Annotated in this window: 18 protein-coding genes and 1 tRNA gene; 11 read left to right on the top strand and 8 right to left on the bottom strand. The window is 72.4% G+C overall.

The window, feature by feature from the left end:
• Positions 1-20 precede the first annotated feature (20 nt).
• The 6 genes from ACIRPK_RS24985 to ACIRPK_RS25010 all read left to right on the top strand — a co-directional run bounded on the left by ACIRPK_RS24985 (position 21) and on the right by ACIRPK_RS25010 (position 7,421).
• Positions 21-1,631 carry a PfaD family polyunsaturated fatty acid/polyketide biosynthesis protein gene (locus ACIRPK_RS24985; RefSeq protein WP_403041841.1) on the top strand — a complete coding sequence of 537 codons (1,611 nt, stop codon included), beginning with the start codon at positions 21-23 and terminating at the stop codon, positions 1,629-1,631.
• Positions 1,628-3,256: an acyl-CoA dehydrogenase family protein gene (locus tag ACIRPK_RS24990; protein WP_403041843.1), complete on the top strand. Its 1,629-nt coding sequence runs from the start codon at positions 1,628-1,630 to the stop codon at positions 3,254-3,256. The genes ACIRPK_RS24985 and ACIRPK_RS24990 overlap by 4 nt, the downstream gene beginning before the upstream one ends.
• A gap of 28 nt (positions 3,257-3,284) precedes the next feature.
• Positions 3,285-5,072 (top strand): acyl-CoA dehydrogenase family protein, encoded by a 1,788-nt coding sequence (locus ACIRPK_RS24995; RefSeq protein WP_403041845.1) that lies wholly within the window; start codon positions 3,285-3,287, stop codon positions 5,070-5,072.
• Entirely contained in the window at positions 5,059-5,307 is a 249-nt protein-coding gene (locus ACIRPK_RS25000; protein ID WP_403041847.1) for a hypothetical protein, read from the top strand. The genes ACIRPK_RS24995 and ACIRPK_RS25000 overlap by 14 nt, the downstream gene beginning before the upstream one ends.
• Entirely contained in the window at positions 5,304-6,017 is a 714-nt protein-coding gene (locus ACIRPK_RS25005) for a 4'-phosphopantetheinyl transferase family protein (protein ID WP_403041849.1), read from the top strand. Before ACIRPK_RS25000 ends, ACIRPK_RS25005 begins: the two co-directional genes overlap by 4 nt.
• 75 nt (positions 6,018-6,092) lie before the next feature.
• Entirely contained in the window at positions 6,093-7,421 is a 1,329-nt protein-coding gene (locus ACIRPK_RS25010; protein ID WP_403041852.1) for an NAD(P)/FAD-dependent oxidoreductase, read from the top strand.
• A gap of 7 nt (positions 7,422-7,428) precedes the next feature.
• Here ACIRPK_RS25010 and ACIRPK_RS25015 read toward each other — a convergent pair whose 3' ends face one another.
• The gene (locus ACIRPK_RS25015) at positions 7,429-8,055 is read right to left on the bottom strand and encodes a MerR family transcriptional regulator (RefSeq protein WP_403041855.1); all 627 of its coding nucleotides are present in this window, start codon (positions 8,053-8,055) and stop codon (positions 7,429-7,431) included.
• A 123-nt stretch (positions 8,056-8,178) separates the two neighbouring features.
• Here ACIRPK_RS25015 and ACIRPK_RS25020 point away from each other — a divergent pair, with 123 nt between their 5' ends.
• A complete protein-coding gene (locus ACIRPK_RS25020; RefSeq protein WP_403041905.1) occupies positions 8,179-8,589 on the top strand; it encodes a DUF3291 domain-containing protein in 411 nt (136 codons plus the stop codon).
• 40 nt (positions 8,590-8,629) lie between these two features.
• A complete protein-coding gene (locus ACIRPK_RS25025) occupies positions 8,630-10,093 on the top strand; it encodes an MFS transporter (RefSeq protein WP_403041858.1) in 1,464 nt (487 codons plus the stop codon).
• A gap of 45 nt (positions 10,094-10,138) precedes the next feature.
• On the opposite strand, the gene ACIRPK_RS25030 is transcribed toward ACIRPK_RS25025, so the two are convergent.
• The 3 genes from ACIRPK_RS25030 to ACIRPK_RS25040 all read right to left on the bottom strand — a co-directional run bounded on the left by ACIRPK_RS25030 (position 10,139) and on the right by ACIRPK_RS25040 (position 13,742).
• Positions 10,139-11,032 carry a hypothetical protein gene (locus ACIRPK_RS25030; RefSeq protein WP_403041860.1) on the bottom strand — a complete coding sequence of 298 codons (894 nt, stop codon included), beginning with the start codon at positions 11,030-11,032 and terminating at the stop codon, positions 10,139-10,141.
• An 81-nt stretch (positions 11,033-11,113) separates the two neighbouring features.
• Positions 11,114-12,928 (bottom strand): bifunctional metallophosphatase/5'-nucleotidase, encoded by a 1,815-nt coding sequence (locus ACIRPK_RS25035; protein ID WP_403041863.1) that lies wholly within the window; start codon positions 12,926-12,928, stop codon positions 11,114-11,116.
• Positions 12,929-13,082: 154 nt separating this feature from the next.
• Positions 13,083-13,742, bottom strand: a complete 660-nt coding sequence (locus ACIRPK_RS25040; RefSeq protein WP_403041865.1) for a LuxR family transcriptional regulator — start codon at positions 13,740-13,742, stop codon at positions 13,083-13,085.
• Between the two features lie 224 nt (positions 13,743-13,966).
• Between ACIRPK_RS25040 and ACIRPK_RS25045 the strand changes: the two genes are divergently transcribed.
• On the top strand, positions 13,967-16,735 hold the full coding sequence (locus ACIRPK_RS25045) for an AAA family ATPase (protein WP_403041867.1): 2,769 nt from the start codon (positions 13,967-13,969) through the stop codon (positions 16,733-16,735).
• Between the two features lie 14 nt (positions 16,736-16,749).
• Here the strand turns inward: ACIRPK_RS25045 and ACIRPK_RS25050 are convergent, their stop codons facing one another.
• Genes ACIRPK_RS25050 through ACIRPK_RS25060 form a run of 3 tightly spaced genes read right to left on the bottom strand, consistent with a single transcriptional unit; the run spans position 16,750 to position 19,895 of the window.
• Positions 16,750-17,211: a hypothetical protein gene (locus tag ACIRPK_RS25050; RefSeq protein ID WP_403041870.1), complete on the bottom strand. Its 462-nt coding sequence runs from the start codon at positions 17,209-17,211 to the stop codon at positions 16,750-16,752.
• A complete protein-coding gene (locus ACIRPK_RS25055) occupies positions 17,198-18,814 on the bottom strand; it encodes a substrate-binding domain-containing protein (RefSeq protein ID WP_403041872.1) in 1,617 nt (538 codons plus the stop codon). Before ACIRPK_RS25055 ends, ACIRPK_RS25050 begins: the two co-directional genes overlap by 14 nt.
• 1 nt (position 18,815) lies before the next feature.
• Positions 18,816-19,895 carry a hypothetical protein gene (locus tag ACIRPK_RS25060; protein WP_403041875.1) on the bottom strand — a complete coding sequence of 360 codons (1,080 nt, stop codon included), beginning with the start codon at positions 19,893-19,895 and terminating at the stop codon, positions 18,816-18,818.
• 249 nt (positions 19,896-20,144) lie between these two features.
• On the opposite strand from ACIRPK_RS25060, the gene pyk reads away from it, so the two are divergent.
• A complete protein-coding gene (gene pyk / locus ACIRPK_RS25065; RefSeq protein WP_403041878.1) occupies positions 20,145-21,575 on the top strand; it encodes a pyruvate kinase in 1,431 nt (476 codons plus the stop codon).
• 176 nt (positions 21,576-21,751) lie between these two features.
• On the opposite strand, the gene ACIRPK_RS25070 is transcribed toward pyk, so the two are convergent.
• Positions 21,752-21,824 (bottom strand) — tRNA-Leu (locus ACIRPK_RS25070).
• Positions 21,825-21,922: 98 nt separating this feature from the next.
• On the opposite strand from ACIRPK_RS25070, the gene ACIRPK_RS25075 reads away from it, so the two are divergent.
• Positions 21,923-22,576, top strand: a complete 654-nt coding sequence (locus tag ACIRPK_RS25075) for an ANTAR domain-containing response regulator (RefSeq protein WP_403041881.1) — start codon at positions 21,923-21,925, stop codon at positions 22,574-22,576.
• The last annotated feature ends 24 nt before the right edge of the window (positions 22,577-22,600 follow it).

Consider the following 22,600-nt stretch of genomic DNA (forward strand, 5'->3'; position numbering starts at 1 on the left):
CTAGGAGAGACACCCCACCCATGGACACCTTGGAATCCACCCCGTTGCGCTGGTACGGGGAGAGTTACCCCGCCACCGACGCGGCGGGCATCTACCAGGCGCTCGCCGAACTCGACCGCCCCTGCTTCATCGTCCGCACTCCCGAGGGCATCGGCGCCGCCGCCGAGGGCCGGGCCGCCGCGAGCGGCACCCGGCGCGGCGGGGCGGCCGGACTGCCGCTGCTGGCCGCCGTCGCCGCGCTGCCCACCCACCGGCTCGGCTCGCCCGAGTTCAGGGCCGCGCACGGGGTCCGACACCCGTACCTGGCCGGCGCGATGGCGGGCGGCATCGCCTCCGCCGACCTGGTGATCGCGCTCGCCAGGGAGGGCTTCCTGGCCTCCTTCGGCGCCGCCGGGCTGCTGCCCGAGACCATCGAGGCGGCGCTCACCCGGTTCGCCGAGGAGATCCCCGGCCTGCCGTACGCCGTCAACCTGATCCACAGCCCGAGCGAGGAGCGGCTGGAGCGCGAGGCGGTCGAGCTGTTCCTGCGCCACGGGGTGCGCTGCGTGGAGGCGTCCGCCTTCATGGCGCTCACTCCGCACGTGGTGCGCTGGCGGCTGGCCGGGCTGCGGCAGGGCCCGGACGGCCGGGTGCTCGCCGAGCACCGGCTGATCGCCAAGATCTCCCGGACCGAGACCGCCGAGCGTTTCATGCGCCCGGCCCCCGCCGCGATGGTCAGCACGCTGCTGACCCAGGGTCTGATCACCCACGAGCAGGCCGAACTGGCCAAGTACGTCCCGATGGCCGACGACATCACGGTGGAGGCCGACTCGGGCGGCCACACCGACCGCCGGCCGCTGCCCGCGCTGCTGCCGAGCATCCTGCGACTGCGCGACACCGTGCAGCGCGAGCACCGCTACCCGGCCCAGATCCGGGTCGGCGCGGCGGGCGGCCTGGGCACCCCGGTCGCGGTGGCGGCGGCCTTCGCGATGGGCGCGGCGTACGTGGTGACCGGTTCGGTCAACCAGTCCTGCGTCGAGTCGGGCGCCTCCAAGGCGGCCAAGACCCTGCTCGCCGAGGCTGGCATCGCCGACTGCGAGATGGCGCCGGCCGCCGACATGTTCGAGATGGGCGTCGAGCTCCAGGTGCTCAAGAAGGGCACGCTGTTCCCGATGCGGGCCAAGCGGCTGTACGAGCTCTACCAGGCGTACGACGGCCTGGAGGCGCTGCCCACCGAGGAGCGGGTCCGGCTGGAGACGCAGATCTTCCGCCGCCCGCTGGACGAGGTCTGGCAGGACTGCGTCGGCTACTTCTCCCGCCGCGACCCCGAGCAGCTGGCCCGGGCCGAGGGCAACCCCAAGCGGCGGATGGCGCTGGTCTTCCGCTGGTACCTCGGGATGTCCTCGCGCTGGTCCACGGTCGGCGACCCGGACCGCACGCTGGACTACCAGATCTGGTGCGGCCCGGCGATGGGCAGCTTCAACGACTGGGTGACGGCCAGTTACCTGAAGACCCCCGGCAACCGCCGGGTGGCCGAGGTCGCCCAGCACCTGATGCGCGGCGCCGCCTTCCACACCCGGGTGGCCCAGCTGCGCACCTCCGGCGTCCGGATCCCCGCCTCGGCGGCCGACTACCGGCCGGTGCCGCTGTGAACACCCACGCCGAGGAGCTCGACCGCGAGCTGGGTGACCCGACGGATGCCGCCAACCCGTTCGGGTACGCGGCGGCCGTCGGCCGGGACGAACGCGACGAGTTCCCCGAGGAGCTGTGCGCCGTCCTGCGCAAGCGGGACTTCCACCTCAACTACCTGCCGGCCGAACTGGGCGGCAGCTTCCGGTCCTTCGACCACAGCCTGACCCTGGTGCGGACCGCCGCCCGCCGGGACCTGAACGTGATGCCCGGCACGATGTTCAGCATCACCGCCGCGACCTGCGTCCTGCTGCACGGCTCGACCGCGCAGCAGGAGCGGGTGGCCGCGATCCTGCACCGGGGCGGCTCGGTGGCCTTCGCGATGTCGGAGGCCGAGCAAGGCAGCGACCTGCTGGCCAACACCGCCCGGCTCACCCCGGCCGGCGACGGCCGGGAGCTCAGCGGCACCAAGTGGATGGTCGGTCTCGGCCACCGCAGCGAGGCCGCCTACCTGGTGGCCCGGACCGGGGAGCGCGGGCCCGCCGCGTTCTCCGCGATCCTGCTCGACCTGGACGACCGGGTCGAGCGGGGCCCCCGGGTGCCGACCGGCGGGATGCGCGGGATCGACTTCGCGCACCTCACCTTCGACCGGCACCCCGTCCCGGCCGACGCCCTGGTCGGCCGGGACGGGGAGGCCCTGGAGGCGGCGGTCAAGGCCCAGCAGGTGGTCCGCCTGATGAGCACCGCGGGCAGCCTCGGCTGCGCCGACACCGCCCTGCGGCTGACCCTCGACTTCGCCGGGGGGCGCCGGATCGGCCGCACCCCGCTGCTGGATTCCCCGTACCCGCGCCGGGAGTTGGCGATCGCCTCGGCGGCGCTGCTGGCCGCCGACGCGGTCGCGCTGGCGGCCGCCCGGGGCATCCACGTGGCACCGGAGAGCTTCAGTGTCTGGGGCTGCGCCGCCAAGCACGTGGTGGCGGAGGCGGTGGAGGACCTGATGCTGCGCTGCGGCACGGTGCTGGCCACCCGGTCGGTGCTGCGGACCGAAGGCCCGGGCGGTGGCCTGTTCCAGAAGCTCCAGCGGGACGCCGCACTAGTCCGGGTGGTGGACACCAGCACGGTGGCCAACCTGCGCTCGTTCGCCGGTCAACTCCCCGCCCTGCTAGGCAAGCCGGCCGAGCCCGACCCGGCGACGGTCCGGACGGTCTTCGACCTGACCGCCGAGCTCCCGCCGTACCACCCGGCCCGGCTGGACCTGAACGCCCGAGGCCGCGACCTGGTCACCGGCGGCCCGCTGCCGACGGCCGACGGCAGCGGGCAGGTGGCCCGGCTCCGGGCCGCGCTGGCCGGGCTGCCGGAGGAACTGGCCGGGGCCGACCCGAAGGACAACGGCCTGGTCGACCTGGCCGAGCGGTTCGCCTGGCTGCACGCCGCAGCCGCCTGCGTGCACCTGCACGCGGCCAATCGGGACGACGAACTGCTCGGCCGGGCCGACTGGTTGGCGGCAGTGCTCGGCTACCTGCTGGCCCGGGCCGACGGCACCGCGCCGCGCCGGGTGGCCGGGCCGCTGCTGCCCGCGCTGGCGATCGCCCGCGAACTGCACGCGGCCAACCGCCTGTTCTCCGCCGTCCCGGTCCACCTGGCCTGATGTCCAGCCTCACAGGAGAGAGAACCCCGTGCCGAAGGCAGACCTGACCGAGCTCGCCGCGCGGCTGGAAGCGCACCTCGGAGACCCGCACGACCCGACCAGCCTGATGCCGTTCGAGCAGATCCTCGACCACGACGAACGGGAGGAGTTCCCCTACGCCTTCGTCAACCTGCTCCAGCGCTGGGGCGTGCACGAGTACGTGATCCCGAAGGCCCAGGGCGGCAAGGCGGGTGACGTCGAGGTCGGCTTCAACCTGCTGCGCCTGATCGCCCGCCGCGACCCGACCTCGGCCACCGCCCTGATGCTCACCAGCCTCAGCTTCATGCCCGCCTGGATCGCCGGCACGGACCAGCAGAAGCAGTACGTGGTGGACCTGATGAAGCAGGGCAGCAAGCTGGCCTGGGGCCTGTCGGAGCGTCACCACGGCAGCGACGTGCTCGGTAACGAGATGCGCGCCGAGAAGGTGGACGGCGGCTACCTGCTGACCGGCGAGAAGTGGCTGATCGGCAACGCCACGGTGGCCGACGGTGTGAGCGTGTTCGCCCGGACCGACCCCAAGGGCGGCCCGGCCGGCTACTCCATCTTCCTGGTGGAGAAGCGCAACACCCCGGCCGGCGCGGTCGAGGAGCTGCCCAACGAGCGGCTGCACGGACTGCGCGCGCTCGACATGAGCGGCATCCGGCTGGACGGCGTCTTCGTCCCGGACGAGGCCCGGCTCGGCCACCAGGGGCAGGGTCTGGAGATCGCGCTGAAGAGTGCCCAGGTGGCCCGCACCACGATCGGCTCGATGGCGCTCGCGGCGGTGGACACCGCGCTGCGGGTGACCCTGGACTTCACCGAACAGCGCGAGATCTTCGGCAAGAAGGTCAGTGACATCCCTTACTCCCGGCGGCAGTTGACCGAGGTGTTCGCCGATCTGATGATCGCCGACGCGGTCAGCCTGGGCGCGGTGCGCAGCCTCCAGGTGGTGCCCGAGCAGACCAGCGTCTGGTCGTCGGTGGCCAAGTACTTCGTGCCGACCCTGCTGGAGCGCTCGATGGCCCAGCTGAACATCGTGCTGGGGGCCCGGCTCTACCTGCGGGCCCACCCGCACTACGGCATCTACCAGAAGATGCTCCGCGACCTGCTGGTGGCGATCTTCGCCGACGGCAACACCGTGGTGAACCTGAAGAACATCGCCCTCCAGCTGGACGGCCTGCTCGGCACCGCCGCGCAGGACACCGCCGCCCGGGCCGCCGCCGAGCAGCGGGTCCCGCAGCTGTACGGCATCGACCAGGAGTTGCCGCCGTACCGCCCGTGGGACCAGGAGCTGTTCAGCCGGGGCCGGGACGATGCGCTGCTGGCCGCACCCGCCACGCTGGACCGGCTGCGCGAGCTGGCCACCGAGGCCAAGGGCGACGAGCGGGTCTGGCTGACCCGGGCCGCCGAGGTGGCGGCCGGGCTGCTCGGCCGGGCCGAGCCGATCCACCGGCAGGCCGGTGAGCTGCGGGCCGCCCTCGGCCGCGAGTACGGCCAGTCGGCCGAACTCTTCGACCTGGCCAAGCAGTACAGCACCCTGCACGCCACCGCCGCCTGCCTGCACACCTTCGTGCACTCGGGCGCCGTGCTGGACGACCCGCTGCCCAGCGGCGCCCTGCTGCTGCTCCAACTGGAGCGGCTGCACCGGCTGTTCGGCCCGCACGAGTCGATCACCGACGCGGCCGTGGTGGACGAGGTGATGCGGGTGCTGCGGCACCTGCACCGGGAGAACCGGCTGTTCTCCTACTGGCAGTTCCCGCTCGCGACCCGCACCGGAGCCGTCCATGCCCAGAGCTGACACCAACCGGGCCCACCGCACCCACGCCCGTGCCGAGACCCGAACCGCGATCTGCAACGGCTGCCAACAGCGCTTCGACAAGGAGGAGTTGGACCACACCCTGAAGGTCTGCCCGGCCTGCCGGAGCGGCTTCCGGCAGTCGATGGACGAGTGGCTCAAGCACCTGCTCGGCCTCGGCGCGCTGGCGAACCCGCCGGAGCAGCGGCCGGCCGCCCCCTACCGGGTGCGCCCGTGAACGGCCAGACACCCGTGGGGGTCGACGGCCACCTGTACCTGCTGACCGAGGCGGGGGTGGACCGGTTCGCCGAACGGTACGGCGGCGACGTCCTGCTGACCCGGGAGGAGCGGCTGCGGATGGCCCGGCAGCGCACCGAGGCGGCCCGCCGCCGGTTCCTCGGGGCCCGGCTGCTCTCCCGGCACGCACTGAGCGACCGGGACGGCCGGCCGATGGGGGAGTGGCGGTTCCGGACCAGCGCGGCCGGCCGCCCCGAGCCCGAACCGGACGGCCACGCGCTGCGGTTCAACCTCTCGCACACCGACGGCCTGGTGGCCTGCCTGGTCACCGAGGGCGGCTCCTGCGGGGTGGACGTCGAGCGGACCCCGGCCCGGCCGGACGCGGTGACCCACCTGCCGCGCTGGTTCGCCCCGGCCGAGCGTGGCGAACTCGACCTGATGAGCGCCGGGTTGGCGACCGGAGTGGCCGCCTACTGGGTGCTCAAGGAGGCCTACCTGAAGGCCATCGGCACCGGCCTGCGCCGGGAGCTGGACGGCTTCGCGTTCTCCGCCCCCTGGCGGGCACCGATCCGGCTCACCGATCCGACCCTGCCGCCCGGCGAAGCGTCCCGCTGGCGGTTCGAACTGGTCAACCCCGCCCCGGGGTTCGTGCTCGCCGCGGTGGTCGAGAACGGCGCCGCCGGCCGCCTGCACCGCACCTGGGTCGGCTGACCCGCCGCACCCCGTACCCCGTACCTCGCAGCACCCCGCTCGCCCCGAAGCCCCGCTCACAGTGAGGAAGCCTCCATGTCCAGCAGCACTCCCCCCGCCCGTCCGCTCGGCCGCAAGCCCCGGGTCGCCGTGGTCGGCGCGGGTGTGGCCGGCCTCTCCGCCGCCTACCGGCTGCGGGAGCACGCCGAGATCACCCTGTTCGAGCAGGACGACCGGCCCGGCGGCCACGCCAACACCATCGAGGTGGAGGAGAACGGCCGCACCCTCGGCATCGACACCGCCTTCGTGGTCTTCAACCAGCCCAGCTACCCGAACCTGACCAGGTTCTTCGCCGAGCTCGGGGTGGAGACCAAGCAGCACCTCGGCGGCTTCAACTTCTTCGACCTGGACAGCGGCCTGCAGTACGGCACCGCCGAGATGGCCCTGCCCGAGGAGGAGGTGAACAACCGCTACTCGGAGGAGTTCCGGACCATCTGGCGGGAGGCCCGCCGGTTCCACGAGGAGGGCCGTAAGAACTTCTTCCGCAAGCGCACCGACCTGCCGCTGGGCGAGTACCTGGACCGGGGCGGCTACAGCCAGGAGTTCCGGTACGGCTACGTGATCCTGCTCTGCACCGCCGTCTGGTCGGTGCCCGCCGAGCTGATCTGGGAGATGCCGGCCACCACCGTGATCGCCTTCTTCATGGCGCACGACGAGGGCGGCCTGGGCGGGCGCGGGGTGGAGTGGCGGACCGTCAGCGGCGGTTCGATCAACTACGTCCGCAAGGCGATCGCCGCGATCGACCCCAAGCTCCGGCTGGCCGAGCCGGTCACCGGTGTGCGCCAGGAGCCGGACGGCGTCACGATCGCCACCGTGAACGGCGCCGAGCGGTTCGACTACGCGATCGTGGCCACCCACGGCGACCAGGCCAGGGAGCTGCTCGCCAACCCGGACGACGTGCAGCGGAACACCCTGGAGAAGATCCGCTACAACGCCTCGACCGCGATCCTGCACACCGACCCGACCGCGATGCCGGGCGACCGGGAGCGCTGGGACAACTGGAACTACGGCAAGGTGACGGTGGCCGGTGCGGTCCGCCCGTACGTGGCGTACTACATGAACCGGCTGCACGGCTTCGAGGCCGAGCAGGACTACTTCGTCACGCTGGACTACCCCCGGGCGCTGCGCGAGGAGTCGGTGATCCGGGAGCTGAGCTACTCGCACCCGGTGATCGACATCGACCTGCGCCGGCTGCAGCAGACCATCTACCAGGTGAACGAGGGCACCAGGGTCAAGCTGGCGGGCTCCTACTTCCACTCCAAGCAGCTCTACCACGACCAGATCGGCTCGCACGAGGCCGCGTTCTCCTCCGGCGCCGAGGCGGCCGCCCAGCTCCTCCGGGAGCTGGACGGCCGGCAGGGCTGAGCCACCGTCAGGGCCGGGGATGCCGCTTGGCGGACTCGTTCTCCTGGGCCATCCGGCGCAGCGCCAGCAGGACCGGCTCCAGCAGGATGGTGAGCAGGACGGCCCGCTCGACCCGCTCCAACGGATCCTCGGTGTCCTCCAGTTGGGCCAGGTCGAGCTCGGCCGTCCGTTCGGCCAGCCGGGCGTACGGGACCAGGGTCTGCCAGTCGGCCGGCAGGCCCAGGTCCCGCAGGGTGTGCAGGGTGTCGGTGACGGTGGTGCGGGTAGGAGCCTTCTCGCTGATCTCCCAACCCAAGGCGGAGATCAACTCGTCCGCGGGGGTGGGCTCTTGCGGTTGGTCCGAGGAGGAGTCCGGCTCGTCCGTGGAGATGGCGCCGAGGGCCAGGCCGAACAACAGGTGGAGGTCGGTGGAGTGCTCGTCCAGCGCCCGCAGCACCTCGCGGGTGGTGGACACCGACAGTCCGCGCACCGCGATCAGGGCCCGGGCCAGCCGTAGCCGGCGCAGGTGGTGCTCGTCGTACTCGGCCTGGGTGGCCGAGGTAGCCACACCCGCGGGCAGCAGCTCCTCCCGCAGGTAGTACTTGATGGTCGCCACGGGGACACCACTGCGCCGGCTCAACTCCGAGATCCGCATCTTCTCCGCTCTCCACTGGAAAATTGGGTAGCTCTACTGTCTAATATAGATAGTGCCACACTCCAATGGTGTGCAGCACCCCTGCGCGGACGCCCGTACCGGTACCACCGAAAGGCCGTGACCATGCCCACGCTCCCCTGGACCACCCCGAACGCCCCCCGGCCCGACGCCCAGGTCCTGGTGATGGCCTCGCGCCTGGAGGTCGGTTCGCTGAAGCACTCCGCGCGGTTCTTCCTCAAGTCGCTGGCCGCCTGGCGGCAGGTGCGCAGCGCCCCCGGGGCGGTGGGCGCCTCACTGATCGCCCAGCCGCTCAAGGGCGTGTTCTGGACGCTCTCCGCCTGGGAGGACCGCAAGGCCCTCTACACCTACGCCAAGACCGAGCCGCACCACTCGATCATGACCTCGCTCCGCACCGTGACCAAGGCGTCCACGTTCGTCTTCTTCGAGGTCGGGGCCGAGCAGCTGCCGATCACCTGGACCGACGCCAAGCACCGGATCGCCGAGCAGCAGCGGCTCGACGCCGCCGCCAAGTAGCACCCACCGCCCAGCTTCGTCTCACGAGGAGAACCCCACCATGTCCGTCCCCGAAAGCCGTCCGGCCCCGGCGGGTACAGCCGCCGGGCGAAAGTTCCCGCTCTGGCTGGTGATCGTCGCGTGCAGCCTGCCGATGTTCATGGTCGCGCTGGACAACCTGGTGGTCTCCACCGCGCTGCACACCCTGGCGGTCGACCTCAAGGCCGGCACCCAGGACCTCCAGTGGTTCGTCAACGCCTATGTGCTGAGCTTCGCCTGCCTGCTGCTGACCGGTGCCGCGCTCGGTGACCGGTTCGGGCACCGCAAGGTCTTCACGCTCGGCATCGCGCTGTTCACGGTGTCCTCGATCGGGTGCGGACTCGCCGACACCAGCGGTCAGTTGATCGCCGCCCGGGCGATCCAGGGCTTCGGTGCGGCGGCCGTCATGCCGCTCTCGCTGACCCTGCTGTCGAACGCGGTGCCGGAGAAGATGCGCAGCCTGGCGCTCGGGCTCTGGTCGGCCGTCAGCGGCCTGGCGATCGCGCTCGGCCCGGTGGTCGGCGGCGCGGTGGTGGAGGGGCTGGACTGGGAGTGGATCTTCTGGATCAACATCCCGGTCGGCATCGTGGCCGTCCCGCTGGTGCTCGTGGTGGTGAAGGAGAGCCGCGGCGAGCGGGCCCGGCTCGACCTGCTCGGCATGGTGCTGGCCACCGCCGGTCTGCTGGCGCTGGTCTGGGGCATCGTCAACGGCAGCGAGGACGGCTGGACCGACGGCCGGATCGTGGGCGCGTTCGGCGCGGCCGTCGTGCTGCTGGTGGCCTTCGTGGCCTGGGAGCGCCGGGTCGAGCACCCGTTGCTGCCGCTGCGGTTCTACCGGGTCAGGGCGTTCACGCTCACCAACATCGTCTCCGCCTCGATGTACTTCGGGGTCTTCGGCTCGATCTTCTTCCTGGCCCAGTACCTGCAGATCGCCCCGCCCCGCACGCCGCTGCACGCCGGTGTGCTGACGCTCTCCTGGACCCTGATGCCGATGGTGATCGCCCCGATCGCCGGTGCGATCACCGACCGGGTGGGCGGTGGGCGGCTGATGGCCCTCGGCCTGTTCCTGCAGGCGGTCGGCCTGTCCTGGATCAACCTGGTGGCCTCCGCCGACACCCCGTACTCGCAGCTGGTCGGCGGGATGCTGGTGGCCGGGGCCGGCATGGGCTTCGCGATCGCGCCGACCGCGGCCGTGGTGCTCGGCGCGGTCGGCCCCGAGCACCGGGGCAAGGCCTCCGGCGCCAACACCACCGTCCGGGAGATCGGCGGGGCGCTCGGCATCGCGGTGCTCAGCAGCGTCTTCACCGCCCACGGCAGCATGGCCACCCCGGCCGCCTTCGCGGACGGCCTGCACCCGGCGGTCTGGGTCGGCGTGGCCGTGGTGGTGGCCGGCGGCCTGTGCGCGCTGGCCATCCCGCGCAACCCCCGGCCCGCCGCCGAGCCCGCTCCCGTGCTGGTCGACACCCCCGCCCCGGTCGCGGTCTGACGGGTCCTCAGCGGGCCCGGGGCGCACGGTGCGCCTCGGGCCCGCTCACTGCTGGTCCGGCGGCAGCTGGGGCAGCCCGGTGCCGAGGTCCAGCACCACCCGGTCGCCGAGCGGCCGGGCCAGCCGGACGGTCACCGGGCTGAACCTGAGCACCGCCGCGCACGCCTCGGCGGCCGGCGGCAGCAGGTGCCCGATCAGCACCACCACCCGGTCGGTCTCGTACGCCTCGGCGCCGGTCACCCGGTCACAGCCGCCCTGCGGCAGACTGCCGGTGACGGTCAGTCCGTCGGGGGAGACCGAGGCCGGACCGACGGAGCGGGCGCGCAGCTCGTCCGGCACGGCCCCACCCGGTGGGGACGGCTGCTGCGGGGCGACCGCCGGGTAGGCGAACGGCTCGGTGTACCCGGCGACGGTGAACTCCCAGACCGGGACGGCGGCCCGGCCCCGGCTGGTGGCCACCGGGCGGGTGCCGGCCCGGACCTCGGTCACCCGGAGCCGCCTGCACCGCTGGTCGGGGCAGGACCTGCCGTCGACCAGCTGCCGGAACACCTGCTCCGGCGGGAGCAGCGGCAGGGTCAGCCGTCCGCCGTCCCGCCAGACCACCTCGGTGTCGGCCGGCGCCGGTGGCACTGCCGCCGTCAGGTCCAACTGGCCACCGAGATAGCCGAGTTTGTCGCCCTCGTCGTGGAAGGCGTCGGCGGGCAGCCACTCCTGCCGGGGGTCCAGCGGGTAGTACCCGGAGCGCCAGACCTGCTCGGCCGCCGACCCCGGCCAGGCCGCCGCGAGCCGAGCCGCGAGCTGCTGGACGGTGCCCGCCGAGGACGCCGAGGACGCCGAGGGCAGCGGGGCCGGCGGAGTCGCGGTCGCGTCGTCCGGTCGGATCGGGCCGCAGGCGGTGAGCAGCAGCGCCGCGAGGCCCAGCAGGACGGTCTTCTTCACTGTCGTCCCCCGTACGGGAAAGCCGAATTGGCGGCACTGGGACGTCCGGTGCCGCCCATCGGTTCCGCTGCGGAGCGGAGGCTAGAACAGCGGGACCCCGGCCCGGACCAGGCGCCAGGTGCCGCCGCCGAAGTCGGCCGGGTCGATGACGCCCTTGGCCTTCACCCAGCTGATCATCGTGTTCCGGATCTCCTCCGAGTTGGACCACGCCACCGGGGCCTTGGCCACGTGCGGGAAGTTGCCGCCGCCGTTGGCCCGGTAGTTGTTCACCGCCAGCACGAACTGCGCGGCCGGGGCCACCGGGGCGCCCTCGAAGGTCAGGTTGGTGATCCGCGAGCCGACCGGCTGGGTCAGGTCGATGTCGTAGGAGACGCCGTAGATCGAGTCGTAGTTGTAGTCCGGAGTGTTCGCCTGGTTGGTCAGGGTGGCCAGGTCGACCGGGGCACCCACCGCGAGCTGGGCGAAGTACTTCGCGGAGTACTCCAGGTAGTCCTTGACCTGGGCCCCGGTCAGCACCCGGGCCTCCAGGGTGTTCTCGTAGATGTACAGCCCGGCGGCGTCCCGCAGCTTGACGGTGCCGGCCGGGATCACCGCGGTGCGGTTGAACGGCGCGGCCTGGGCCAGCACCGGCAGCGCGGCGTACGAGGTGCCCACCAGGGCGGCCTTCACGGTGTCCGCCTGCACCCGGCCGATCAGGTCGATGATCGGCACGTCCTTGAACGGGGCCTCGGCGATCGAGAGTTCGGCCTTGCAGGTGCCGATCACCTGGTTGACGTAGGCCACCGTCTTCTTGTGCTGCTTGTCGATCAGGCGGACGATCCCGGCGTCCTCCGGGACGGTGTTGGAGTTCAGCACCCGGGAGGTCACGCCGGTCACCGTCCACTCACCCCGGGCGTACTCCACCTCGAAGTCGAAGCAGGTCAGCCGCTGGCCCCAGGCGAACGGCTCGGAGAGCACCACGGTCCTGCCGGTCTCCCGGTTCACCACCAGGCGCTGCGGGATCTCCTTGTGCGCGTGGCCGACCAGGATTGCGTCGATGCCGGGCACCGCGGCCGCCAGCTCGCCGGAGACGTTCTCGCCCCAGGGCAGCTGGTCGCCCCAGGAGCTGGGCTCGTCCACGCCGGAGTGGCAGGCCACCACGACCACGTCGGCACCGGCCGCGCGGAGCCGGGGCACGTACTTCTTCGCCTGCTCGACGATGCCGGGGAAGACCAGCTGGCCGGTCACGTTGGCCTTGTCCCAGATCGCGATGCCCGGGTTGGTCAGGCCGAGGATGCCGACCCGCAGCGGCCGGCCGCTGCCCAGGTGCATCTCCTTGATCACGTACGGCGGGAAGGCCGGGCGCTCGTTCTTGGCGTCCAGCGCGTTGGCGCCGAGCAGCGGGAAGTCCAGCTGGCGCTCGAAGGCGCGGAGCAGCGGGATGCCGTAGTTGAACTCGTGGTTGCCGAGCGCGGCGGCGTCGTAGTCCAGCGCGTTCATCACCGCGGCCATCGGGTGGACCGGTCCGCGCTTGCCGGTGATCGGCTCCACCCGGGCGTAGTAGTAGGCGAGTTGGGTGCCCTGGATGGTGTCACCGGCGTCGATCAGCAGGGTGCGGTGGCAGCCCTTCTCGGTCCGGACCTGCTTGACCAGGGTGGCGATCTTGGCCAGGCCGATGTCGTTGTGCGCCTTGTCGTCGTACTCGGCGTCGGTGAAGTAGTCCCAGTTGAGCACCCGGCCGTGCAGGTCGGTGGTGCCCATCACGGTGAACGTCTGCTTCTTCGGGGCCTTGCCGCGCTGCTCGGCGGGCGCGGCGGCGGCCGGGGCGGCCGTCAGCAGCGGCAGTCCGCCGGCCAGGGCGGCCCCGGCGGCGGTGACCGCCGAGCGGGCGACGAAGTCACGACGGTTCAAGGACATGGACGACTCCAACGTGGGGCGGACGGTCCGTCAGCAGGGGTGGTGACGCGCGTAGAAGTCTGCCCGCAAAAGTCCGCGCGGAACAGCCCCCGGCACGTTTCCAGCAGGTGAGAACCAGAAGTCCCGGACGTGACGGCCTGCCCCGGGGCAGGGCCTAGATGTAGCCCTCACGCAGCGCGTGGGCCACCGCGTGGGCCCGGTTGCGCAGGTTCAGACGGCTCGTCAGCCCGTGCAGCACGTTCTTCACGGTGCGCTCCGAGTAGGAGAGCTTGCCCGCGATCTCGCCGGTGTCCCAGCCCTCGGCCACCAGCCGCAGGATGTCCGACTCGCGCTCCGAGATGCCCGGCGGCGTGAAGCCGGGCAGCCCCTGGACGCTCCGCTGCAGCCGTCCCATCTGGGTGATCAGCCGTCCGAGCAGGTCGCCCGGCAGGTCGCCCTCGCCGCGCGCGGCCGCCAGCACCGCCTGCTCCAGCCGCTCCGCCGTGGCCTCCCGCCGCCGCAGGATCGCCGACACCCCGCACTCGACGGCCTCCAGCAGATCCGCCTCCCGGATCTGATCCACCACCAGCACCACCCGGTGCTCCTCCAGGTGCACCAGCCGACGCAGCGTCGCGGTCACCGCCCGGTCCACCGTCTCGGCCACCAGCACCGCCACCGAGCCGGGACAGCCCTCACCGTTCTCGGCGATCTCCAGGCCGGCGCACCGCCGGAGCTGGCTGACCGCCCCGGCGTGCGAGATCGGGTCGGTCGCCTGGATCAGCACCCGGACCACGGCCGGCGCTCGGAGCGTTTCGGCGACGTACTCGATGGTCACGGCTTCCCCCTGCTGTTGTCTTTCCCCGGACAGGGGGAGAACGGTCGCACCCGGGCCCCACCCCGGCCCCATGCTCACCGCGCGTGGTGCGGCCCTACCATCGTGGTAGACCACGAGATCGGCCCGTGAGAGCAAGCTCACAGCGATCTGCCGACGGTCCGGGCAACCTGGCAGCCCGGTCGACCCGTGGCATTGAACGGGTGCGACCGGAGGGTGAAACACAGATGATCAGCAGTGCCGCCGGCGCGTGCGCCGGCCAGCACGGGTTCGGGCCTGAGTTGGTCGAACGGCACTCCGTGCTGGACGAGGCGGCCCGGCTGGCGGACCAGGCCCGGCACGGCCGGGGCAGCCTGCTGCTGCTCACCGGCCCGACCGGGGTCGGCCGCAGCGCCCTGCTGAACGCCCTCGCCCGGTCCGAGGCGGCCCGCCCGATGACCGTCCTGCGCGCCAACTGCGCCGCCGACGAGGCGGGCCACCGGTACGCCGCCGCCCGCCAACTGGTCGGCGCGGGCAACGAGCTCGGCCCCGGACCGGACGGCGTCACCCCCTGGGAGCTGCTCCGCGAGCACGCCGTCCGGCGGCCCCTGCTGCTGCTGGTCGACGACGTCCAGTACGCCGACGCCCCCTCGCTCAGCTGGCTCCGCCAGCTCGGCCGACGGCTGGAGCGCCTCCCGGTGCTGGCCGTGGTGACGGAACGCCGCGAGCCAGGCCGGGCCGGCCGGACCCCCGGATTCGGCCAGGACCTCCCGGCCGACGCCGTCCACCCGTACCGGATCGGCCCGCTCACCCGCCGGGGCGTCGCCGAGCTGCTCGCCACCCGGCTCGGCGGCCCCGCCCCCGAGGACCTGGTCGACGACTGCCTGCGCGCCACCGGCGGCACCCCGCTGCTGCTGCACGCCCTGCTGAACGCCCTGCTCACCGACCTGAACGGGCCGGGACACCCGCTCGGCGACACCCCCGGCGGGGCGTTCCAGGACGCGGTCGGCCACTGGCTGCGCGCCGCCGCCGAACCCGTCACCGGCGCCGCCCGGATGCTCGCCCAGCTGTCCGGCCACCGCACCGGCGGCGCCGACCTGCCCACCCTGGCGGGCGACAGCACCGGCCGGGTCGCCGACTGGCTGGTCGGCCTGCGCGCCCACGGCATGCTCCAGGACGGCAGCGCCGGACGGCTCGACGAGTTCGCCCACCCCTGGCTGCGCACCGCCGTGCTGGCCGACTGGAGCCAGGAGCGCCGGGCCGAGGTGCACCACCGGCTCGCCGTGCTGCTCTACGAGCGCGGCGAGCCCGAGGAGCTGATCGCCGATCAGCTGCTGCACACCGAGGTCGGCGGCACCGAGTGGGCCGCCGACGTGCTGATCGGCGCGGCCCGCACCGCGCAGCGGGCGGGCCGGACCGAGCGCGCCGTCCGGCTGTTCCGGCGGGCCCTGCGCGAACCGCTCACCGGCCACCGGCGCGGTACCGTCCTGGTCGAACTCGGCTGCCAGGAAGTCACCCTGGGCCCGCCCGAGTCGGTCACCGGCACCCGGCACCTGGCCGAGGCGGTCCGGCTGCACCAGTCCGACGAGACGGTGTTCGAGGCCGCCAACGCGCTCGGCTCGGCGCTGGCCGGGCGGGGTGAGACCGCCGCCGCCGTGGAGGTGATGGAGGACCTGGCCGAACGCTTCGCCGACCACCCCGAGCTGGCCCGGGCCGTGCACGCCGCGGCGGCCCTGATCGCCTCGCACGACGGCGTCAGCTGGCTCCAGGTGGTCGAGGGGCTGCGCCGGATCGAGTCCCGCACCCCCGGCGGCCTGGCCCCGGCCGCACTCGGCATGCTGACCGAGTACGACGCCACCAGCGGACTGCTCTCCGCCGCCGAGACGGCGGCCCGGATCGAGCAGTTGACCACCCAGGCGCCGGACACCTTCTCCCGCAGCTACGTCAACGCCACCGCCGCCACCCTGGCGCAGTGGGCCGACCTGCTCCCGCTCGCCGACCGGCTGGTGGCCGACGGACTGGCCGCCCACCGCGGCACCCCCCTGCACCCCGCGTACCAGAGCCTGCTCAGCGTCCGCGCCGAGAGCCGGATGATGCGCGGTCAGTACGCCGTGCTGCTGGCCGAGTTGAACAGCACCGAGGACCACCGGGGGGTGCTCGCCCTGAACAACTCGCACCTGACCTCGCAGGCGGTGCTCGCGCTGCTGGAGACCGGCCGTCCCGCCGAGGCCCGCGAACTGGCCGACGCCGTCCTGGCGGAGACGCCCGAGGGCAGCGGGGGCTCCTGGGAGTGGAACGAACTGCGCTACGCCCGGGGCCTGCTCCGGCTGGCCGCCGGTGAGCCCGCCGAGGCCCTGGCCGACCTGCTGGAGTGCGGTCGGCGGCAGAGCGAGCGCGGTGCCGACAGCCCGATCGTCACGCCCTGGCGGTCCGCCGCCGCCGACTGCCACCTGCTGCTCGGCCAGCCCGGTGCGGCCGCCGAACTCGCGGCCGAGGAGCTCAGGTTGGCCCAGGTCTGGGGCACCCCCCGGGTGGTCGGCCGGGCACTGCGGGTGCTCGGCGCCAGCACCGGGGGCCGGCGGGGCCTGACCACGGCCCGCGAGGCGGTCGCGCTGCTGCGTGGAGACGGCCTTGAGGTCGAATTGATCCCCGCGCTGCTCGGCCTCGGCCGGCTGCTGCTCTGCGGCGGCCGCCGGGCCGCCGCCCGGGACACCCTGCGGGAGGCGGTCACGCTGGCCGAACGGATCGGCGCCCGGCGGTTGGTGACGGTCGGTACCGGATTGCTGCTGGAGTCCGGCGCCCGCCCGGTCAAGCAGGCGCACACCGGTGCCCAGGCCCTCACCGACAGCGAGCAGCGGGTCTGCCGGCTGGCCACCGAGGGCCACTCCAACCCCGAGATCGCCGAGCTGCTGCACCTGGCCCTGCGGACCGTGGAGACCCATCTGACCAACAGCTTCCGCAAGTTGGGCATCCGCCGGCGGGCCGAGATCGCCGCCAGGCTGTCCGAGGCCGACTGACCCGGCCGGCCAGGTCAGAGCAGCCCCGACATCCGGTCCAGCTCCGCCTTGAGCGCCGCGGTCGGGTCCACCCCGCCCGGCGCCAGGGCCTCCCAGCAGCGGGCCCGGACGTAGCCGTCCAGCGCCACCGGCAGCTCCCAGCGCACGATCCGCTCCACCCGGCCCGGGTCGGCCGCCCCGAGGGCCGCCAGCACCTGCTCGGCGCCCACCGAGCTGGGGAGCCCGATCGCGGCCACCCGCTCGGCCAGCCCGGTCAGTTCGACGCCCGGGCCGAGGGCGGCCGGCGGCGTGGACATGGATGTGGACGCGGACGGCGGCACGATGATCGCCCCCGCCAGGTACAGCGCCACGATCACGGCCGGCCCCCAGCCGCCGGTCAGCCCGGCCAGCGACAGCCCCACCCCACCGGCACCCGCGGCGCACCCGACCAGGTTGCGCCGCGACTCCAGGTACCTCAGCACCTTACTGATAGCCACGGATCTCCTCGAACGCCCCGTCCAGGGAGCCCGTACCGTCGAACAGCTTGCCGCCGGTCAGCTCGGCGATGCCCTGCAGCTGGGCCTTGGCCGCCTCGCCGAACTGGATCGGGAAGACCGGCACCGCACGCTGACGCTCGCTCAACGTCTTGAACCAGCTGCGGAACTCGTCCTCCTTCATCCCCTCGTTGCTCTCCCCGTCGGTCATCAGCACGATCGAGGTGAACCGGTCGTCCCCGGCCGCCGCCTGCTGCCGGGTGAGCAGCTCGTACGCCTCGCGCAGCGAGCTGTAGACCGCCGTGCCCTCGTTCGCCTGCATCGCCCGGACGTCCGACTCGATCCGGGCCAGCTCGGCGGCCGGTGCGCCGTCCGGCACGGTGTACGTCCGCTCCGACTTCACCTTCGAGGCGAACTCCACCAGGGTCACCTCCTCGCGCTCCCGGAACCGCCGCACCCCGCGCTGGTCCTGGAGACCGGTCAGCCGCGACATCGCGGTCTTCAGCGCCTCCAGCCGGGGGCCCTTCATCGACCCCGAGGTGTCCAGCACGTACACCGTCCTGGACGGGCGGCGCAGGTCGTTCTGGTAGGCCGACAGCAGCCCGTCGGCCACCGCCCGGGTGCCCGGGAACGGCAGCTCGCGGCGCAGGTCGGTCGGCACCCCGGCGGCCGGGGGGACGTTCGGGGTCACCGGGCGGCGCAGGGTCGCCGCCGAGATCCGCTGCTGGGCGTCGGCCGTGGTCAGGTACCGGGCCAGCCGCTGGAAGGCGTCCTGGGCGGGCTGCCCGGCCGAGGCCAGCAGCGAGAGCGGGTAGTCCGCCGAGATCACCCCGTCCGTCGGCCGGACCACGGTCAGCCTGTCGGCCTCGGGCAGCGTCCGGTTCATCGAGAGCAGCACCGACTCGTAGTTCACCAGCGCCCCGACCTTGTTCTGGCCGGGCTTCCGGTACGCCTCGGCCAGCCAGCCGGAGGACCCCGAGGTGAGCCGCTGGCCGGTGAAGAACCGCTGGAGCGAGGGCGCCGCCTTGGTGACGTCGGCGTCGGTGAGGGCCGCACCCGCCCCGGAGAACGCCGAGGCCAGCGCCACCAGGGCGGAGAAGCCGGAGTTGGAGCGGGACGGGTCGGCCATCCCGTAGGACAGCTTCCCGACCACCGCCGCGTCCCCGAGCTGACCCCAGGTCACCTGGGAGCCGTCGCCCCAGCCCAGCTCGCTGAGCATGCCCGAGCGGATGCCGACCGCGACCGGGGTGGTCATCACCGGCGTCTCGGAGAGCAGCTTGCCCTTGGCCGCCGGGTCCAGCCGGAGGTAGCGGTTGGACGGGAACCAGACCGCGTCGTACTTGCCGTCCGCCTGCCCGGACGCGACGGTGTCGGCACCGTCCAGCGAACCGGTCCAGGTGAACTCCACGCTGACCCCGGTGGCCTGCTTGGCCTCGGCCAGCACCGGGGCCATGTCCTGGAGTTCACTGCCCGCCAGCACCCGCAGCACGCCGTCCTTGGACGGGTTCGGGCCGGGCGGCGGGGTCGCCTCGCTGGTGCAGGCCGTCCCGGCCAGGGCCAGGGCCAGCACGACCGGGAGCATCCGTCGGAACACAGCAGTTCTCATCTCACTTGCCCTTCGCCGTCTCGACCAGCTTGGCCAGCACCGGGAAGGTCGCCACCGGGGCCTGCTTGACCCCGGCGGCGGCGAGCTCCTGGGCGAAGGCCGGTCCCGGGTGGCCCTCCAGCGCCTTGCCGAACGCGGCCTGGTCGGCCGTCGGACGGAAGCCGTGCCCGGCCTCCAGCGCCCGGAGCTTCGGACTGTCCTTCAGCAGGTCGGCCACCCTGCGCCCGTCCGGGGTCAACCCGACGGCGGTGTGGTCACTCGAAACGGTGGTGTCCGGATAGAGCACCACCAGGTCATCCGTCGAAGTCCCGTGCGCCGTCAGGGCGGCCACCTGGGACTCGTACACCAGCACCAGCGCGTTGCCGACCCCGGACCGGAAGTCGCTGAACGGGCCGTCGCTGCTGGTCTTCTGCTCGCCCTGCTTCTCCGTCAGCCGCTTCAGCAGCGCCCCGACCGCGCTCACCCCCGCGTCGTCCGCCACCACCTGCTCGTGGTTCTCCAGGTAGGAGGCGGCGGCCAGGAACAGCGCCCCCGAGGACGAGGTGCGCGGATCGGTGGTGGTCAGGTACATCTCCCCGGTCAACTCGGCGTTGCCGGCCGCCCCCTGGAACTCCGACCACTTGGCACCCCGCTTGAAGGCCGCCAGGTACTTGTCCATCCGCAGCTTCCACGGGGCCTCGCCGGTCTGTTCGGCCAGGCCGTTCTTCGCCAGCACCTCCGCCACCTTGCGGTGCGCGATCACCACCAGCGGCGAGTAGAACGGCCGGACCAGTTCGGTGCTGATGCCGTGGTCGGCCGCGATCTTCTCGGCCGGTCCCCGGCTGGACGGAAAGGCCAGGTCGACGTCCTTGAGGTCGGCGGTGACCATCGACCAGGAGCCGATGGTCTGCGGCCGGACGTCGAGCCCGTTGGCCCTGAACTCGGCGATGACCTCAGGGTCGTTGAAGAACCCGGCCTTCTCCGATCCGATCAGTACCCGGACCTGCTTCGGCTCGGCCGGGTCGTCGAGGTTCCGGACGACCACATAGCCCACCCCGCACAGCAGTACCACGGCCACCAGCACGCTGATGACTCTTCTCATCGCCAACCCTTCCCCCGTGAGCGGCAGTTCAGGACCTTGAGGGTCCCGCCCGGCCGGGAGCGGGGTGCGAAGCAGGGGTGAACCAGCGGTGAACAGCCCTTCACGGAACCGCATCGAAGTTCCCAACCCCGGCCGCACCCAGGTGAAGTCACGGCGTGTCACTTCGTTCACCCAATCGTTCAACAACCGCCATGGTGAAGTCGGCCGGAACGTCGAAGTTACGTCCCGGTAATGCCTAGGCTCGGTGCCATGCGCCGAGCAAAAATCGTCTGTACCCTCGGGCCCGCCGCCGACTCGTACGACCAGATCAAGGCACTGGTCGAGGCCGGCATGGACGTCGCCCGCTTCAATCTCAGCCACGGCTCCCAGCTCGAACACGAGGAGCGTTACCGCCGGGTCCGCAAGGCCTCGGACGAGACCGGCCGCAGTGTCGGCGTCCTGGTCGACCTACAAGGCCCGAAGATCCGACTCGACACCTTCGCCGAGGGGCCCGTACTCCTTGAACGCGGCGACGAGTTCACCATCTCGGTGGAGGACGGGGTGGTCGGTGACCGGGACATCTGCGGCACCACCTACCGCGGCCTGGCCAACGACGTGTCCCGGGGCGAACGCATCCTGGTCGACGACGGCCGGGTCTGCCTGGAGGTCACCCACGTCGACGGCCCCCGGGTGCACTGCATCGTCATCGAGGGCGGTCTGATCTCCGACCACAAGGGGCTCAACCTGCCCGGCGTCGCCGTCTCGGTGCCCGCGCTCAGCGACAAGGACGTCGCCGATCTGCGCTGGGCCCTGCGGACCGGTGCGGACGTCATCGCGCTCTCCTTCGTCCGGAGCGGCAAGGACGTCGAGGACGTGCACCGGATCATGGCCGAGGAGGGCCGGACGATCCCGGTCATCGCCAAGATCGAGAAGCCGCAGGCGGTCGACAACCTGGAGTCCATCGTCGACGCCTTCGACGGCATCATGGTCGCCCGTGGTGACCTGGGCGTCGAGATGCCGCTGGAGCAGGTGCCGTTGGTGCAGAAGCGGGCCATCAAGCTGGCCAAGCGGAACGCCAAGCCGGTGATCGTCGCCACCCAGATGCTGGACTCGATGATCAACGCCTCCCGCCCCACCAGGGCGGAGGCGTCCGACGTCGCCAACGCGGTGCTGGACGGCACCGACGCGGTGATGCTCTCCGGCGAGACCTCGGTCGGCAAGTACCCGGTCGAGACGGTCAAGACGATGTCCCGGATCATCACCGCCGTCGAGGAGGACACCCTCGCGGCCGGCCTGCCCCCGCTCACCGAGCGGAACAAGCCCCGCACCCAGGGCGGCGCGGTGGCCCGGGCGGCGGCCGAGATCGGCGACTTCCTGAACGCCAAGTACCTGATCGCCTTCACCCAGTCCGGCGACACCGCCCGCCGGCTGTCCCGCTACCGCTCGCCGATCCCGGTGCTCGCCTTCACCTACGAGCCCGCCGTCCGCAGCCAGCTGTCGGTCACCTGGGGCGCCGAGACCTTCCTCGGCCCGTTCGCCCCCACCACCGACGAGATGGTCGCCCAGGTGGACGCCCAGCTGCTCTCCCTCGGCCGCTGCCAGAAGGGCGACATCGTGGTCATCACGGCCGGCTCCCCACCCGGCCTGGCCGGCTCCACCAACCTGGTCCGGGTCCACCACGTCGGCGAACTCGACAACTGACGGCACGACGGCTGACGGTGCGGTGCCCTGCGGGGTGCCGCACCGTCGGTGCGTCCGGGTTCGGTGCGTGGGGCTCGGGGCGGCCGGTTCGGGGCGGGACGGCGTGGGACAACCGTCGGACCACCCGGAAGGGCGAAGATCGAGAAAAGGTCTGCGACCTTGGAAAGGAAGGAAAGTACCCCGGGTGGGATTCGAACCCACGCTGGATGGTGTTTGAGACCATTGCCTCTACCGCTGGGCTACCGGGGCGCCCGCAGAATCGAAGGCAAGCCCCGACCCTGTGCGACCAAACATACCGTGTCTGGGTAGGCTCGTGCATGCAGCACCCCGCCGGAACGAGGAGCCCCGTGAGCACCGCCGACGAGCAGGCCCAGCCGCTTGACACCGACTTGCCCCAGATCACCCGAATTGTCATCGCCGAGGACGAGACCCTGATCCGTCTCGACCTCAAGGAGATGCTCGAGGAGGAGGGCTACATCGTCGTCGGCGAGGCCGGTGACGGCGAGACGGCGGTGAAGCTGGTCGAGGAGCTCAGGCCCGACCTGGCGATCCTGGACGTGAAGATGCCGGTCCTGGACGGGCTGTCGGCCGCCGAGCGGATCCACGAGGCGCACCTCGCCCCCGTCCTGATGCTGACCGCGTTCTCCCAGCGCGAGCTGGTCGACCGGGCCCGGGACGCGGGCGCGATGGCGTACATCGTGAAGCCGTTCAGCAAGAGCGACCTGGTGCCGGCGATCGAGATGGCCGTCTCGCGCTACACCGAGATGCGCACGCTGGAGGAGGAGATCGCCGACCTCACCCAGCGCCTGGAGACCCGCAAGCTGGTCGACCGCGCGAAGAGCGTGCTGCAGACCAAGTTCGGGCTGACCGAGCCCGCCGCCTTCCGCTGGATCCAGAAGACCTCGATGGACCGCCGGATGACCATGGCCGCCGTCGCGGAGGCCGTGATCGAGGAGGGCGTCGCCCAGGACAAGAAGAAGGCCGAGCCCGCCGAGGGCTGAGGCCACGACGCGAAGGGCCCGGCC

This window comes from Kitasatospora sp. NPDC101801, from assembly GCF_044766665.1.
In the GTDB taxonomy this organism is placed as follows: Bacteria; Actinomycetota; Actinomycetes; order Streptomycetales; family Streptomycetaceae; genus Kitasatospora.